The organism is Acinetobacter sp. YH01024, from assembly GCF_013420195.1.
Lineage (GTDB): Bacteria > Pseudomonadota > Gammaproteobacteria > Pseudomonadales > Moraxellaceae > Acinetobacter > Acinetobacter amyesii.
In genome coordinates, this window is sequence record NZ_VOYQ01000004.1 from 110,602 (window position 1) to 126,525 (window position 15,924).

The following is a 15,924-nucleotide window of genomic DNA, read 5'->3' on the forward strand; positions in this document are numbered from 1 at the left end:
AATCTTGGGAAATAAATTAATTGCGGCGAATTTCTTCTGAAGTTTTCTCTGCAGTATTGGTTACCGCATCTCCAGCTTTAGATACGTCTTGACCCATACCCTTTACTGTATTACAACCTGTCAGTATAAAAGCGACCATAAGTGATGCAGCTAGAATTTTTTTCATTGACTGTATTCTCCATTATGAAAGAATAATTTTTAGAGGAATAAATTATTCTGATGTGAGATTTAGATTAAAAAATGGCCGTATTAAACAGTAGGTGGTTTTTATGGTGATTAAGTAAATTAATGTAATTTCTACTAAACTACAAATTTCGTCTTCCGTTATTTTAAGTGATTTGCGGTAAAACCAAGCGTGGTTGTCTATACATATAATAGCTTTCATCACTGCTTTTTTTATACAGGCCATCTGTCCACCAATGAGCGGTTTCACTTGTGGGTTGCTGCTGCACGCAGATCCATTCATGTCGTTGTAAGCGATAATAGCCTTGACTTGTGGATGGAATAGCGTGTCCCCATTGACCTATTCTACGCGCAGGATTGACCCAGTTTGGCAATGTGCTGGTACGCTGAATAGGTAAATATAATTGGCCCTTTAAAACGCAATAGCGTTGTTGAATCTGCTGCCCAAGTGCTTCATCAAATTGGAATTGTTTTTGGGTAAAATGATTAAGCTTTCGAGCCAAAGTATCACTACGATTTAAGCCATACCAATAGGGTAATTGAAAATCGCGCTCTGCTAGATAGTATTTTAAAGCCACTTCCCAATGTTCAACTTCACCACTTTCAGTATTTTTTAAAACAAAGTCGAGTTCACCTACTGTACGAGGGCCGTCAATTTTTTGAATGCTATGTCCGAGTAACTGGTAGGGATGGTATGGGTGATCGAGAAGCCAAAACCATATAAACATTTCGAAACGTAAACCAAGGCGAGTACTTTTTAATTTTTGTAAAAATTCTACTAATTCACTTGGGTGTTGTTCGAGTTGTTTTAAACGGGGAAGGTAGGCTTCAAAATATTTATGCCAAAGCTCGTTTGGATGAAAATGAAAGGGATAGCGGATTTCGAGTTCATTGGGAATTTGCTGCAGAATATTTGGGCTAGCAATACAGAAAGCCAATTGGCGAACTAAGGACTGTTTAAATTGCAACCATGGCTCAAAATAAGACGACGTTGTCGGGGCTACAGCCATATTGAAACCTTTTGAATAATGTAGAATAACAACGGATAATTGTTAAAAACATCTTATACTACCTGAATTGAAAGTTCAGGGTAGCGGTATGAAGACGTTGTTTTGGCGAAGCTTAGTGGTTGTCTTTGTCATTTTAGGCTTTATAGGGGCTTTATTGCCGGGAATGCCCACGACAGTCTTCTTAATATTAGCGGCATGGGCGGCTTCAAAAGGTTGGCCTCAAATGGATGCTTGGTTGTTGAATCATCCTAAATATGGGCCAACCTTACGCGCTTGGCGCGAAAATGGCACAGTCCCACGCAAAGCAAAATGGTTTGCATCGATCATGATGTTTGTGAGTGGTCTGATTATGCTTTTTACATCAGCACCGATTGCCGTCAAGATTTTCACTGACTTAACCATGTTGATTGTTGGCATTTGGTTATGGACACGACCAGAGCCAAATAAGATTAGGACTATTGAAACATCGCCGCAGACACAACCACAAGATAAAGATAAGCAGAAAGAGCAAGAGCATGTCTGAATATACCCAAGATCAAGCAGATATCCTGATTAACTTGAAAGATCAAACTTTAACTTTGCCGAAACTGAATAAGTTTTACCTCATTTCATCGGGTAAAAATGGCATTGGTGAACAGGAAAATAGTGGCAAGACGCCACGTGGCTGGCATAAGGTCGCTGAAAAGTTTGGTGGACAACAACCTCAAAATGCAGTTTTTAAAGCGCGTCAATGGACAGGAGAGGTTTACGATGAGCAACTTGCCGCATCATATCCTGATCGGGATTGGATTTTATCTCGAATATTATGGCTAAGTGGTTTGGAACCGGGCTTTAATGCAGGTGAGGGCTGTGATACTTATCAACGCTATATTTATATCCATGGCACACCAGATCGCGAGCCTATGGGGATACCGATGTCACATGGTTGTATTCGCATGCGAAACAGCGATGTTGTAGAACTTTATCAATTGATTCCATTAAATGCGCTGGTTTACATCACTGAACATTGAACACGTCGTTAAAAGTACAAGCCATGAAAACCGAAGTTCATGGCATCAAAACAAAGATTTGAAAAATTAAAGTGAGTTTGAAAGGCGTTTTTTTGTCAGGACTTTTGTCAGGACTAATGCTCGCAAACTAACAGAAAATCGTGTTTGAATGTATTTTGTACACTGTGGTGTTTTAGAATGTAGTGTATGTGATGAATTAATCGTCGGTTCGCTGAATGATTAGTTATGAGTCCACGCGAAAAACTGTTTTTTATGTGAATGATGCAGAATATAAGTCATATTTTTAGTAATAAATTTACAGGTTTATAGCTAAAAAATGTTCAAAAATACTGATTTTCCCGCAATATAACTTATTTTTTAATCACTCAAACAGAAAAAGTGGAAAAGAGTTAGAAAAGCGTTTGACAGACCGTGAGGATTCTCTATAATGCACCTCATCAAACGATGAACATGTTTTGAAAAGGGCGCTTAGCTCAGTTGGTAGAGCGTCTGCCTTACAAGCAGAATGTCGGCGGTTCGATCCCGTCAGCGCCCACCAAGCCTTTTCAGTGTTAAGATATTTAGAGTGCAGCGGTAGTTCAGTTGGTTAGAATACCGGCCTGTCACGCCGGGGGTCGCGGGTTCGAGTCCCGTCCGCTGCGCCACTTTAAATCTTAATTCGTTTGAACCACAATAGCGACATTGTGTAAGTGCAGCGGTAGTTCAGTTGGTTAGAATACCGGCCTGTCACGCCGGGGGTCGCGGGTTCGAGTCCCGTCCGCTGCGCCATTTACATGATAGACCTTTTGAGGGCGCTTAGCTCAGTTGGTAGAGCGTCTGCCTTACAAGCAGAATGTCGGCGGTTCGATCCCGTCAGCGCCCACCATATTTTTTGCGATGCAGCGGTAGTTCAGTTGGTTAGAATACCGGCCTGTCACGCCGGGGGTCGCGGGTTCGAGTCCCGTCCGCTGCGCCATTTCAAAGAATATAATTGTTGTACCCTTTAAGGGCGCTTAGCTCAGTTGGTAGAGCGTCTGCCTTACAAGCAGAATGTCGGCGGTTCGATCCCGTCAGCGCCCACCATATCTTTTAAGATATAGGTTGTGTTTCGAAAGAAACTACGTGATGCAGCGGTAGTTCAGTTGGTTAGAATACCGGCCTGTCACGCCGGGGGTCGCGGGTTCGAGTCCCGTCCGCTGCGCCATTTATCTTAAAAATCTCTGTTCAAGAGAATGCCTTTAGAAAAATCTTTGATTTTTCTCTTGCGCTCAGACAAAGCTTCGCTTTGTTACTCTTCGCTCAGGGCGCTTAGCTCAGTTGGTAGAGCGTCTGCCTTACAAGCAGAATGTCGGCGGTTCGATCCCGTCAGCGCCCACCATATTCTTCTATAGAAACTTCTTTCTCCAAAAGCTTGCCTAAATTTTCTGATTTACATAGAATCCGCTCTATAATAATTTTAATATTGTATGTGATCTATGAGAAATCCATATCAGCGCAAGGCAGCGTCTAAAACTCAAACTACAAATTACAATCCTCAAGAAACCTATAAACAATTTATTGAAAATATGGTCGCTCAAGGTGGCGTGATTGCGTTATATCAAGATGGTTGGGCACTTTGTGCGACACCTACAGGTCAACGTTCCTTCGCTATTTGGCAAAACCGTGGTTTGGCACGTTTATTAATTAAAGACAATTGGTCCAATTATGAAATTCAGGAAATTTCATTAAAAGACTTTATTGAAAAAGTCATTCCGTTTTTACGTAGCGAGAGCACTACGGTGTCTTTAGATTTGACCCCGGAAGGGCAAAATATTTTGGTTGCACCTGAAAAGATGCTGTTAGATATTAAAAATTATTTATATCAAGTCTACCAGCAGCGCCCAGAAATATTTGAAAACCTTAAAATTCCTTTGCCACGTAGCATTCGTTTAAATTAATTGTTTATTTACAGCATAAAAGCCCTTGTTTACTGATCAAACAAGGGCTTTTTTTAATACTCATTGAGTACAAAACCGCTCAAAAAGGCAAAATATTCACGTAGCCAAGAATTGTAGCGGATGTACAGCGGTGTTGGCGCTGCAATGGTATACACCTGTGTATAGCCTAACTTTCGTGCAATTGCTTTTGCACGTGGCAGATGAAAGTCACTACTGGCAATCACAATGGGGGCATCAAGCGAAATCTGATGTCGTTTTAAAATCATTTTACTATTGATCAGATTGAGTTCTGTACTGGTACTTCTGCTTTCTTCATATATACGTGCCGCTGAAATGTCATAGTGTTGAAGTAAATAGCGCTTCATGACAGAAGATTCGGTCATTTTTTCATTAAAGCCTAAACCACCCGTCATGATCATGATGGCATTGGGCTGTTGCAAGGCATACGGTGCTGCGGCATCGAGACGCGCCTTTAAGGTCGGAGAAGGTTGACCATTTTCAATACCACTACCCAAAACGATGATGGCTTGGACGGAAGTAAATGGCTTGGATTGCTGGCTATTGAAGTGTAAATACGCAAAAAACAGCAAAAGGCTCAATAGCCAAAGCCAAAACAACCACCATGCAGCATGCCAGAGCCTTTCGAGTTTGGGAGATTGATCTAAAATATTGTGGATTTGCGTTGCAAATAGTCCAGATAAAAGAAAAATACACCCAATGACTAAGGGTAAAAGGATGCCTAAATGAATTTTATCTAATGTAAGTAACCAAATGGCATCTACGCAGAGCAGCAAGCCTACACAAAGCAGTAGTATTCTTTTCATGCAAAAAATTAAAGCAGTATTCGTATTTGGCCTAAGTATAGCGTGAAAAAAACCAGACACGAGGTCTGGTTTTTAGTTGGGGCTATTTACTAGTAAACATCTTATTAGTAAACATCACGGCGGTAACGTCCAGCTTGGCGCAGTTCAGCCACGACATCTTCACCTAATATATCAATTAATGCGTGGTCAACGTCCGTTGCCATACCATTGATACTACCGCAAACGTAAATCACGGCACCTTGTTCTACCCATGATTTAAATAAGGTCGCTTGGTCACGTAGCTCATGATGCACATAGCGTTTCTCCGCTTGATCACGAGAGAAGGTGAGGTCTATGCGTTGTACTAAGCCCGTGTTTTGCCATGCTTCAATGATGTCTTGATAAAAGAAATCATGTGCGCGTTGGCGCTCACCAAAAATCAGCCAGTTTTGCGTATAGTCCTGACGAACGCGTGCATGTAATAAGCTGAGTAAACCGGCAATACCGGTACCGTTACCAATACATATCACAGGACGATTATCTGCAATTAGATGGAATGATTCATTGGTGCGAATACGCAGTTGTAGTGTGCTGTTGATCGCTGCATGTTGTGATAACCAACCAGAGCCTAAGCCGAGCTCACCATCCGCATTCGATTGCTGACGCACCACTAAGCGTAATACTTGCTGACTTGGAATACTGGCAATGGAGTATTCACGAGTTGGAAGCGGTGGAAGCTGTTCGAGCAAATGATCAAGGTTGGCAAATGGTTCAACATCCGTATTTAGGTTACGATCCCATAATGCATCTTCAATGCGTTGCTGAGTAGAATCAACCACTTGCTGACTTTGAATCTGATACTTTTGCATGAAGTTTGCAATACGTTCAGCACTATTACCCGGCTGAATCTCTGCAATATCACCCGCTTGCCAGTTGGCTTCATGTTGCGGTTTTAACTCAATATTAAATGCAGGTGCACCTAAACTGTTCGGGTTGAGTAGATCACGTTTGCTCAATGTCCATGCATCAAAAGTTTTTTCAATTTGCATGTGCTGAAGTTCAAGTTTAGTCGCTTTGGCTAAAGCGCTATTCCATGCTTGAATGGCTTGGGTATCGCCATTATTGACTTCAATCGTGTCAAACAGGGGCTTTGCAGCATTGCTTTGCATCCAGCGATTAATCGCATGACCAAAACTACAGAAAGTATCCGGATATTCTTCAGAACCTAAAGCTAATACGGCAAACTGAACATGACTCAAATTGAGGCGTTGTGTCATCAGTTTACGTTCAAAGCTTGAAGCGAGGTCAGGTGCTTCGCCAGTGCCATAAGTACTTGCAACAAATAAAACCTGAGAGGCTTGCGTTAAGTCATCAGCAGAAAGTTGCTGAACAGGTTTCACTGTGACAGGCTGACGAGCCTCTTGTAAGCTTGTTGCTGTACGCCATGCCAATTGTTCAGACAGACCTGTTTGTGATGCATAGCAAATTAACCAAGGCTGTGCATTGGGATCGATGGCAACTGGTGCTAAGCTTTGACGAGCTTGCTGTGTGAGTTTTTTCTGTTTACGACGTTTGAGATAGAGCATCCATCCTGTGACAAAGAACAGCGGCATCATGAGGGATGCAATAACCACAAAGAACTGATAAATCGGTCCGAAGAAACTACCACGATGCACAGGTAACATGCTGGTCATGATTTTTTCATTCAACTTTTTATCTTCGTATAACTCGATATCGGTGAGTGCAGCCGTTTGGTAGTTATAAGTCGCTTTGTTGCGAGCACGCTCATGTTGAGGGACGGCATCGACGAAGTTAATTTCTAATTCACCATTGGCTTTTTTCGGAATATTAAAAGTGACACTTGAGTATTCACGACCAATATTTTGATTAAAGCCATTCCAACTTTGCGTAAGAGCAATATTTACTTGTTCTGGTTTTAGACCACGTTTTTCTCCGCGACCTTCAGCACCATGTTTATTTTCTTGAGCGCCGTGTTCAGAGGGACTCGACGTTGCAGGGTTTCTTTCAGAACGTGCTTGGTGTTCACCACGAGTTTGTTCTGCCTCAGTGGCTGGTTTTTCACCGCTTTGCTTTGCACCCGCTTGTTCAGCAGGTTGCCCATTGGTTTTTTGACCTTCTTGTAACTGGGGCTGTGGACGTTCAACGCCCATGACTTTAAACATGCCATTACGCCACCAGTCATAAGACCAATACAAACCTGTACAGGCCAAAATGAGATAGAAAATAATCACCCATGTGCCGACGACAGCATGTAGATCCCACAGGAAATTACGTCCTTTGAGCTTTGGTTTAACTGCAAGCCATTGTTTAACAGAATGTCTCTTTGGCCAACGCAGATATAAACCACTCAATACAAAATAAATCAGCATCAGTGTACATGCGCCGGTAATTTGTTTACCAACAGGGCCAACAGTTAAATTACGGTGTAGCTGCTGTACAAACTGGAAGAATTTTTGACCTTTGATTTCAGGTAAAACTTCGGCTGTATAGGGGTTAACCATCATGTTATAGCCACGACGAGCACCTTCTTTGACAATATTCACGGTACTTGAGGCGGTAGCATCTGAGGCAATAGAGATGCTATTAATTTTCATGTCAGGATCAGACTGACTAAAGTGCTGATAAAGCTCAGCAGGGGTTAGTTTAGACTGCTGTTGAGCCTGAACCACATAACTGTCCTGATTGATTGCTTTAAGTATTTGCTGTTCATAGGAATAAATGGCACCTGTAACCCCCATGAGCGAGAGTATTAAGCCGGCACTAATCCCCAAGAACCAGTGAATCTGGAAAAGGGTTTTCTTAAACATGATGAATTTAATATTGATAAAAGGTTGCTGAATTGCGACAAATTATAAACGATGATGTAGTAGAGAATGTGGAAAAAGTAAGTAATATTCATTCTCATTATTGTAATTATCAATAATTATTCAAAAATTAAACACATAAAAAAACCTCCAAAGAGAGGAGGCTTTTTATAAACAAATGTCTGTTAGGCTTAAATTGGTTTAGCAGGGCCTACAGTTTCATTTAAATGTTTACGAATGGTCGAAAATGGAAACTTCTTGCTATCCATACGTTTAGGCAAGATGTATGCGCCGTCTTGACCCTTTACTTTAAAGTTCAAAAGGATGAAGTCTTTGGTGTCATACCATTCATGAATGTCTTTCCAACCGACAGTCATCGTCCCCATGTTTGCGCCCATACGTTGCTGCATAGAGATCCCATGCGGCTGAACACCCATACGGATGCCTTTAATTTCTTGAACAGGAACTTCGTTCAGTTTGCGTTTCGCATACCATTCGATTCCGAATTTACGCACAAGGAAGTAAATCACGACACAGACAATAGCTACCCAGCAAAATACTGTTGAATAGTTCTTAATAAAGATGAGGCCCAAGAGTGCCAGTGCAAGAATTGCACCCATAATTAGCCATGCTTTTTTGCCAATTTTGAAGTTACTGCGAGACAGAACAAGTTGAGCATAACGTTGTTCTTCTTCAGAAATTTCATAAGCCACTGGCTCTAGCGTGTAGGCGTATAAATTTTTTGCGGTCATAGTGAAAGTAACAGATTTAAAACTGTAAAAAGTTTAGCATTATTTATACCAATTCAGTGAGTATATTGTTCCAAAATCATCCAAATTATAGCGAAGCCAGTTCAGTCGATGCTTGATCATGCTCATGACTGAGATTTTGTTTCAATTGGCTAAATTGGTTCAACACGTTAAACATCAACGAAAGCTGTTGTAGCACGATCAAGGATTTTTGATCTTCCTCACTATTTTGTGACAACCGCTGACGGATTTCTTGCAACATATTTTGCGCCGTTAAGTCCGGTACTTCGTCTCGCAGTAATGCACCTTGAATGTCATCCGTGGCTTTATCCAGCAAATTTAAGACCTGTTGATCTTGAATTTTTTCACGATGCGCACCTAAGGCTGCGATATAACTAATAAAGGTATGATTGAGACACAAAAACTCAAAGGCCAAAGCTTTTTGAGTCGGATCGGTATCGGGTTCGGTAGCTAAGGTGGAAATCAGTGAAGCTACTTCTGCATCGGTATTATGGGCTGCACGACGGACCACACGATAATTCAACCCGTTATTACGACCAGATTTGTATTGTTCAACCACTTCGGCCAAATAATCACACTGCGCTTGAATAGAACGGCTGATGGTCCGAGGTAGGCGACGAAACTTCCAGTCAGGGAAAATGAAACTCACACCAAACCATGCCAAGGCACAACCAATCAGTGTATCAATCATACGCGGCATTGCTGCGGCAAAACCCATTCCATCTAAGTTAAAGTTGATCAGCGCCAAAATGGTAATAAATGCAGTGGCTTGTGCATATTGCTTACTGCGTAATTCAAAAAACAGCACGCCACTTAAAATGAGTAGCAGTAACTGACCTTCGACAGAAGGAACAAAATATAAAATCGCATAACCTAAAATAATTCCGACCAAGGTGCCAATGATACGTAAATAGAGGCGGCGCTTGGTGGCGTTAAAGTTCGGCTGGCTGACAAACAGGGCAGTCAATAAAATCCAATAGCCATAACTGATATTGGTGACTTGGACAAAAATATAACCAATAAATAACACGGTCGATAAACGCACAGCATGACGGAACAGCACCGACTCAGGGCTCAAATGTTGTTTGAATCGAATGACGATGTCGTCCCAGCCTTTTAAATCATCATCTTTTAAACGATTTTCAATCAGGGCTTGTCGGTCAATATAACGCTCGGTTTCGACATTACGTAATTGCGCATCGATGCCTTTTAGGTTTTGGTATAAAGCAAATAAAGAATTGATCCAAACTTCATCGTATTTTTGTTCTTCACGCAGCTTTTCGAGTGACAATTTTAGATTGTGGAATGCATGTTTAAAACGTTGATTATGATGATAAGGTTTTCGCTGTAAGATACTGATACTCAAATCTTTACAAGCTTTACCTTGAATCGAAAGCACGCGTTGAAAGCGAAATAAAATATCACTATGTTCAAAAATACGGGTCAATTTTTGATAATCAATATGCGCGGAATCGGCACGTTCATGAATGTCTTGCGCGACAAAATAATATTGCAGGCTACGACGCGTATCTTTTTGTCCACGGTCACCTTTTAAACGCGTTAATAAGGCTGTTTTCATATCGTTGAAAATGCCAATTAATTTGCCATTTTCTAGCGATAGCTCGATCAAACTTTGCTGATAACTTTCTGGTGTCATATCGACATCAAACAAGTTAGATTTTGCAAATAAGAAGTCACCTAGGGACGAATAGCTTTGTGCCAATTTGTCCTGAACTTGACGCACAGGAAACAGCAGAAAGCTCAAAGTTGAAAGCAGTCCGTACCACATCGCACCGATGACCAATAAACCTGCTTGTGTATACCAATTTTCAAAAAGTTCAACCCCAAGCATGGAATACACGGAGATCACCAAACAGCCATAAGAAATGGTGGCGTAGCGACGACCCAATGAACCCAAAAGAATCCAACCGATACAAGACACAATCAGGCCCAATGCAAATAAGATCGGATGCGGGAACAACAGATAAATGGATACCGCAGTAACAAAGAACCCAATATAAGTATAAATTTGATTGAGCACGCGGACTGAAAAGCGGTCATCGATATCACTTAGACCTGCGGCAACCACACCCAAGGTGAGGGGAATGGTCATCAATTGCTGATCTAAAAAATATGGGACAAAGGCTGTTCCTGCGAAGGCAATGACCATGCGCAAGTTATACATAAAGGTCGTGTTATAGGTTGCTTGTTTCAGTCGTGCGAGCCAGGCGTTCAAAATTTTTCCTTTGCTAAAGCGATGGGGCAGTAAGCAATGTGTATCGTGTGAATTTTCACATTGAAGCCAAGAAATAATACTATGTGCAGTGTAAACTTGTCTGCAAAACTTGCTTGCAATAAATGAATTATTCTTATGAAAAGCGTCGAATCACAAAAGGAATTTTCTCAACGCTGGATCGTCTTATTGGTGTTGCTGACTGCTTTGGGGCCACTTTCAATCGATATGTATTTGCCTGCTTTACCTCAAATGGCCGACGATTTTGGTGTCACAACCCAACAAGTGGCCAATAGTCTTCCAGCGTATTTCTTGGGTTTGGCGATTGGCCAGTTAATTTATGGGCCAGTCAGCGACCGCATTGGGCGTAAAACACCGCTATATTTCGGTTTGGTTTTATATATTTGTGCTAGTTTTCTGTGTGTCTTTGCCAATAGTGAATGGAGCTTGATCGCTGCTCGTGTTTTGCAAGCGTTGGGTGGCTGTGTCGGTGTAGTGATTGCCCGTGCTGCAATTCGTGATCGCTTAAGTATGCAAGCTTCTGCTCAAGCCTTTGCCAGCATGATGATCGTGACAACAATTGCACCAATCATTGCACCTACTTTAGGCGCATGGGTTTTGCAGGTGTTTGAATGGCAATACATATTTGCGGTATTGGCGCTTGTCGGTATTTTTTGTCTTTTCTGCGTACATTTTTTCTTTCAAGAAACCCTACCTGTTGAGCGGCGCTTAAAATTAAGTCTGAAACAAGTCTTAGGCTTATATAGTGCCATTTTGCAGGATGAAAGCTTCCGTAAACCAATGCTCACAGGCTGTTTTTCTGGCGCAATTTTATTTTGTTATATCACTGGCTCATCTGCCATTTTGATGGATGGTTATGGTCTGAGCCAACAGCAATTTGCTTATGTATTTGGTGCGAATGCTTTAGGGATTATGGTGTTTTCAACCCTCAATAAGAAACTTGCAAATCGACTGGATGTTCGCCATCGTTTGCAATTGGGTAATGCACTTCAATTGTGTGGTGTGCTGATCTTATTGGCGGCAGGATTATTTAATCTTTCATCTATCGTTGTTGTAATGTTGGGCATGTTCTTATGTGTTGCATCAATCGGCTTCACTGGTCCAAATGCAATGGCTTTGGCGATGTCTGAACAAGGCTCACGAGCTGGCACAGCCAGTGCAATCATGGGAAGTATGCAATTTGCGTGTGGTCTATTGGCCGGAGTGTTTTTGAACTTTTTAGTATGGTCAGCGCTGATCAATATGGCCCTGATTATGCTGCTATTTGTGGTTGTTGCAATGTTCACCATGCGTAGTTTAAAAGCTTCAGCCATGGGGTGAACTAAATGCAGGTGATGACGTTTAGCAGGTCTGACTTAAACGTCGGTCATCAACGTACGTGTATTATTGATCAAATATCCGCGTCACTCATTATAAATGTTCATCATCCATAACGATGAATGAGGGCGCTATTTATCGCACCTTGAGCTCAATTGCTGTTTACTCGAAACATATATCTAAGTAATCATGCATTTGAAAATAAAAAGAGAAACTGTAGATCGCTGTTGTCCCACCTTTATGAAATAGAGCAACTGATAAATAAGTATTATTTGCATTAAACACAGTGCTTTATGCTGGATAAATCCATATTGAATGTCTCTATCGGCAATATGTCGGATTTTATCGTTTTTATGACATACCTATAGGGTATGGATTTTTACCTTTAAGGTATGGGGGTTGAGCTTTTTTGCCATCTGAATCGGCTAAGTCTGAATTTTAACTAAATATTTCAGTCTATTTTCAGTGATGGATTCAGCGTTTTTGCTTTTTGCTTTCAAGTATTTCGTTATTAAGGGCTGCAAGTTGGGACTTTAATGCGACTAAAGCACGGATATGCAGCTTGAAATTTGTCCGCTCAAATAGGCGAATAACAAAGCGCCCAGAGTTAGGGCATACAACAATGACAGGACAATAGAGAGCTTAGGATGAAAACTCAAACTGTATTCCACCCAATGAAAACCCTTGTTGTTGCAATGAGTTTGGCTACGGTCTCAATGGCTCATGCAGGCAGCAATACTTCTGAAATTGAACAATTACGTGCAGAAGTTGCAGAACTGAAAAGTTTGATTAAAGCGCAGCAGCAAGTTCAACAACAGCAACAAACAGAGATTCAGCAAGTTAAAGCGCGTCCTGTTGCACCACCACCGCCACCAGCTACTCCAGCTGCAAGCTTGAAATCTAAAACAGGTGCAGATGTAAGCCTTTACGGTTTTGTTCGTGGTGATGCGAACTACATTATTGAAGGTGCGGATGATGACTTTGGTAATGTTTCAAAAGTTGGTGCTGGCGGTACAAATCCAGCTTTAGTAAATGATAAATTACGTGCAACAGCAAAAACTACACGTTTTGGTTTAGATTTTACAGCACCGGTCGGTGGTGATAATAAAGTGGGTGGTAAAATTGAAGTCGACTTTGCGGATGCAAGTGGTTCAAATGATGGACTTCGCTTACGTCACGGTTATTTAACCTTTAACAACTGGTTATTTGGTCAAACGACATCTAACTTCTTGTCTAGCCATGCGCCAGAAATGATTGATTTCAATACAAACTTGGGTGGTGGTACTACACGTATTCCTCAAGTTCGTTATAACTACAAGTTAGCTCCAGATACTCAATTATTTGTTTCTGCGGAAGAAGGGGATAGTAAAGGGACTGTTGCTGCAGATCCGACTTATCGTCTTCCAAACTTAACTGCCAAAGTGACTCAAGGTTTTGCTGCAGGTAAAGGTACCGCTTCAGCTCGTGCATTGGTTGAAAACTACAAATCTAAAGTTGCAGATGATACTGAAACAGCTTGGGGTGTAGCAGCGGGTGCATCTTATGCAGTGACTGATCAATTGAAATTGAATGGTGATGTTTCGTATACAGAAGGCAACAGTAACTATTTATATGGTTCTAACTCGGCTTACTCTGTTATAGATGGCAACATCGAGCAAAACAAATTTACTGCTGTACAAGTGGGTGCAACTTATAAGTTTAATGAAAAACTACGTTCGACTTTAGCTTACGGCGCGCTATTTGCGGATGATGGCAGCGCGTATGCGAAAGATGCATCTAACTCAAATGCGAACGAAGAAGCACAGCAAGCTTGGATTAACTTTATTTACGCACCTGTAAAACCAGTTGAACTTGGCTTGGAATATGTAAACGGTAAACGCAAAAACTTTGCTGGTGAATCTTATAACGATGACCGCGTTGGCTTAATGGCTAAATATAGCTTCTAAGCTCAAATCATCGATCAGAATCGATCAAAAAAGCCTGACTTAGTTCAGGCTTTTTTTTGTTTAAACAGAGGATGTATTAACACAAATGAACTCACAGCACTAAACAGATAGATTCATTAAATCGCCTGAGTCATGATGTCGTACTGGTTAAAGCAGGCGTTGAACCACGTACAGTGTATAGATCACGCTTAAATCTTTAATATTTTATATAGATAAAAAATACGAATGCATTTAAATAAAAACAATTGGATATAACTTTAAATTATAGAAAAATTAACTTTTTGTAATAAAAAGTACTGAAATTTTATTGTTCAGGCTGCATAATGTGCGACTTTTCAGAAATAGTGCGAAACAGTACAGACATACACAATGTTCTGTCATTAAATTTGCTTCATTTGAGGCTGTTTCTCAATTTAAAACTTTTAGCGATTTGTTAGTCATTTTGAGTTGATTTTTAAAGCTCAGACTTACTTATTTGAATCAGATGATGAATATTTTTCAAACTCTTTAGCTTGAGTCGTTTAATTGCATTATTGATTTGAAATTACAAAATGTAGTTGTATTTCAGACCATAAAGGCAGCTAATGCTGATAGAAGAGCTTTAAAAATATTCAAATAATTTTGGACAAATTATATGGAATTTAGTTTTAATGCGTTTTATACCTTAATCGCAGCGGTAATTGTGCTTTTGTTGGGACGGTTTCTTGTTAATCGTATTGGTTTTTTAGGCCGATATAACATTCCAGAGCCTGTTGCCGGTGGTTTAGTTGCAGCGATTATTTCTTTAGTAGTGCACAGTCTTTGGGGCTATAGCATTACAACGAGTAGTGAATTACAAACGAGTTTCATGCTGATTTTCTTTGCATCCATTGGTTTAAGTGCAAACTTTGCCAAATTAAAAGAGGGCGGAATCGGCTTGGTCATCTTTATAGTCGCTGTTGCTTCATTCATCATGGTGCAGAACCTCGTAGGTATCAGTCTTGCGACGGTGCTAGGTATTGACCCTCTGATTGGCTTGATTGCAGGTTCTATTACCCTTACTGGTGGTCATGGTACTGCAGGCGCATGGGGTGAAATTTTAGAAGTTCAACATGGCATTCAAGGTGCATTAGCCTTAGGTATGGCAAGTGCGACATTTGGTTTGATTATTGGCGGCATTATCGGTGGTCCACTGGCTAAGCTATTAATTAACCGCTATCAACTTGCAACGCCTCGTACTCATGAACAAATTGAAAAAAGTGATAACACTCCTCTAGCAGATATTAATTCAACAGAATATGTGCCGTTTGAATATCCGCATCGAGTTCGTCTCATTACAGCAGATAATGCGATTACCACATTAGGTTTATTTGCAGGGTGTTTAGCATTTGCGGACTTCATGACCGATTTTAGTAAAGGTACTGTATTTGAATTACCGACATTTGTTTGGGCACTGGCTGGTGGTGTAATTTTGCGAAATGTACTGGAAGGTATTTTCCGTGTACAAATTTTTGACCGCGCTATCGATGTATTTGGTAATGCATCTCTATCTTTGTATTTGGCGATGGCATTGTTGTCATTAAAGTTATGGCAATTGTCCGATCTCGCTGGCCCACTTGTAGTCATTTTGGGTGCACAAACGCTGACGATGGCTTTGTATGCTGCTTTTGTGACTTTCCGTGTCATGGGTAAAAACTACGATGCTGCTGTTTTATCAGCAGGTCACTGTGGTTTTGGTATGGGTGCAACCCCGACGGCTGTGGCAAATATGCAAGCGATTACAAATATGTATGGCCCTTCACATAAGGCATTCTTAATTGTGCCGCTATGTGGTGCATTCTTTGTTGACTTAATTAATGCGACGGTTATTCAATTAATTCTCAAATTTTTCGCTTAATTCTACAAAGGCTC

General features: G+C 41.0%; 12 protein-coding genes and 8 tRNA genes. 14 read left to right on the top strand and 6 right to left on the bottom strand.

What is annotated here, in order from left to right; translation table 11 throughout:
• Positions 1-16 precede the first annotated feature (16 nt).
• Positions 17-166, bottom strand: a complete 150-nt coding sequence (locus FTT88_RS03535; protein ID WP_180004989.1) for an entericidin A/B family lipoprotein — start codon at positions 164-166, stop codon at positions 17-19.
• Positions 167-329: 163 nt separating this feature from the next.
• On the bottom strand, positions 330-1,193 hold the full coding sequence (locus tag FTT88_RS03540; protein WP_180004990.1) for a DUF1853 family protein: 864 nt from the start codon (positions 1,191-1,193) through the stop codon (positions 330-332).
• 88 nt (positions 1,194-1,281) lie between these two features.
• Here FTT88_RS03540 and FTT88_RS03545 point away from each other — a divergent pair, with 88 nt between their 5' ends.
• The 11 genes from FTT88_RS03545 (at position 1,282) to FTT88_RS03595 (ending at position 4,119) form a co-directional block, all read left to right on the top strand.
• Positions 1,282-1,716 carry a YbaN family protein gene (locus FTT88_RS03545; protein ID WP_180004991.1) on the top strand — a complete coding sequence of 145 codons (435 nt, stop codon included), beginning with the start codon at positions 1,282-1,284 and terminating at the stop codon, positions 1,714-1,716.
• Positions 1,709-2,203: a cell wall-recycling L,D-carboxypeptidase ElsL gene (gene elsL / locus FTT88_RS03550; protein ID WP_180004992.1), complete on the top strand. Its 495-nt coding sequence runs from the start codon at positions 1,709-1,711 to the stop codon at positions 2,201-2,203. Before FTT88_RS03545 ends, elsL begins: the two co-directional genes overlap by 8 nt.
• A 462-nt stretch (positions 2,204-2,665) precedes the next feature.
• Positions 2,666-2,741, top strand: a tRNA-Val gene (locus tag FTT88_RS03555).
• Between the two features lie 29 nt (positions 2,742-2,770).
• Positions 2,771-2,847: transfer RNA gene (locus tag FTT88_RS03560), tRNA-Asp, on the top strand.
• 47 nt (positions 2,848-2,894) lie between these two features.
• Positions 2,895-2,971, top strand: a tRNA-Asp gene (locus FTT88_RS03565).
• Between the two features lie 21 nt (positions 2,972-2,992).
• Positions 2,993-3,068: transfer RNA gene (locus FTT88_RS03570), tRNA-Val, on the top strand.
• Between the two features lie 13 nt (positions 3,069-3,081).
• Positions 3,082-3,158 (top strand) — tRNA-Asp (locus tag FTT88_RS03575).
• Between the two features lie 31 nt (positions 3,159-3,189).
• Positions 3,190-3,265: transfer RNA gene (locus FTT88_RS03580), tRNA-Val, on the top strand.
• A 44-nt stretch (positions 3,266-3,309) separates the two neighbouring features.
• Positions 3,310-3,386, top strand: a tRNA-Asp gene (locus FTT88_RS03585).
• Between the two features lie 98 nt (positions 3,387-3,484).
• Positions 3,485-3,560: transfer RNA gene (locus FTT88_RS03590), tRNA-Val, on the top strand.
• A 97-nt stretch (positions 3,561-3,657) separates the two neighbouring features.
• Positions 3,658-4,119, top strand: coding sequence for a DUF2750 domain-containing protein (locus FTT88_RS03595; protein ID WP_078191441.1), 462 nt, complete (start codon positions 3,658-3,660; stop codon positions 4,117-4,119).
• A 53-nt stretch (positions 4,120-4,172) separates the two neighbouring features.
• Here the strand turns inward: FTT88_RS03595 and FTT88_RS03600 are convergent, their stop codons facing one another.
• The 4 genes from FTT88_RS03600 to yccS all read right to left on the bottom strand — a co-directional run bounded on the left by FTT88_RS03600 (position 4,173) and on the right by yccS (position 10,753).
• A complete protein-coding gene (locus tag FTT88_RS03600) occupies positions 4,173-4,943 on the bottom strand; it encodes a YdcF family protein (RefSeq protein ID WP_180004993.1) in 771 nt (256 codons plus the stop codon).
• A 104-nt stretch (positions 4,944-5,047) separates the two neighbouring features.
• Positions 5,048-7,750, bottom strand: coding sequence for a sulfite reductase flavoprotein subunit alpha (locus tag FTT88_RS03605; RefSeq protein WP_180004994.1), 2,703 nt, complete (start codon positions 7,748-7,750; stop codon positions 5,048-5,050).
• Between the two features lie 188 nt (positions 7,751-7,938).
• Positions 7,939-8,499 carry a YcxB family protein gene (locus FTT88_RS03610; protein WP_180004995.1) on the bottom strand — a complete coding sequence of 187 codons (561 nt, stop codon included), beginning with the start codon at positions 8,497-8,499 and terminating at the stop codon, positions 7,939-7,941.
• Positions 8,500-8,584: 85 nt separating this feature from the next.
• Positions 8,585-10,753 (bottom strand): YccS family putative transporter, encoded by a 2,169-nt coding sequence (yccS, locus tag FTT88_RS03615; RefSeq protein WP_180004996.1) that lies wholly within the window; start codon positions 10,751-10,753, stop codon positions 8,585-8,587.
• Between the two features lie 135 nt (positions 10,754-10,888).
• On the opposite strand from yccS, the gene FTT88_RS03620 reads away from it, so the two are divergent.
• The 3 genes from FTT88_RS03620 to gltS all read left to right on the top strand — a co-directional run bounded on the left by FTT88_RS03620 (position 10,889) and on the right by gltS (position 15,910).
• On the top strand, positions 10,889-12,091 hold the full coding sequence (locus tag FTT88_RS03620) for a multidrug effflux MFS transporter (RefSeq protein ID WP_180004997.1): 1,203 nt from the start codon (positions 10,889-10,891) through the stop codon (positions 12,089-12,091).
• A gap of 644 nt (positions 12,092-12,735) precedes the next feature.
• Entirely contained in the window at positions 12,736-14,034 is a 1,299-nt protein-coding gene (locus FTT88_RS03625; RefSeq protein WP_180004998.1) for a DcaP family trimeric outer membrane transporter, read from the top strand.
• A gap of 634 nt (positions 14,035-14,668) precedes the next feature.
• Complete coding sequence (gene gltS, locus FTT88_RS03630; protein ID WP_168379287.1) at positions 14,669-15,910, top strand: sodium/glutamate symporter; 1,242 nt, start codon at positions 14,669-14,671, stop codon at positions 15,908-15,910.
• Positions 15,911-15,924: the final 14 nt, after the last annotated feature.

Coding starts and splice junctions, on each gene's coding strand:
- FTT88_RS03625 (WP_180004998.1), top strand. CDS start 12,736: ATGAAAACTCAAACTGTATTCCACCCAATGAAAACCCTTGTTGTTGCA.
- elsL (WP_180004992.1), top strand. CDS start 1,709: ATGTCTGAATATACCCAAGATCAAGCAGATATCCTGATTAACTTGAAA.
- FTT88_RS03605 (WP_180004994.1), bottom strand. CDS start 7,750: ATGTTTAAGAAAACCCTTTTCCAGATTCACTGGTTCTTGGGGATTAGT.
- FTT88_RS03600 (WP_180004993.1), bottom strand. CDS start 4,943: ATGAAAAGAATACTACTGCTTTGTGTAGGCTTGCTGCTCTGCGTAGAT.
- FTT88_RS03620 (WP_180004997.1), top strand. CDS start 10,889: ATGAAAAGCGTCGAATCACAAAAGGAATTTTCTCAACGCTGGATCGTC.
- FTT88_RS03535 (WP_180004989.1), bottom strand. CDS start 166: ATGAAAAAAATTCTAGCTGCATCACTTATGGTCGCTTTTATACTGACA.
- FTT88_RS03595 (WP_078191441.1), top strand. CDS start 3,658: ATGAGAAATCCATATCAGCGCAAGGCAGCGTCTAAAACTCAAACTACA.
- FTT88_RS03610 (WP_180004995.1), bottom strand. CDS start 8,499: ATGACCGCAAAAAATTTATACGCCTACACGCTAGAGCCAGTGGCTTAT.
- gltS (WP_168379287.1), top strand. CDS start 14,669: ATGGAATTTAGTTTTAATGCGTTTTATACCTTAATCGCAGCGGTAATT.
- FTT88_RS03545 (WP_180004991.1), top strand. CDS start 1,282: ATGAAGACGTTGTTTTGGCGAAGCTTAGTGGTTGTCTTTGTCATTTTA.
- FTT88_RS03540 (WP_180004990.1), bottom strand. CDS start 1,193: ATGGCTGTAGCCCCGACAACGTCGTCTTATTTTGAGCCATGGTTGCAA.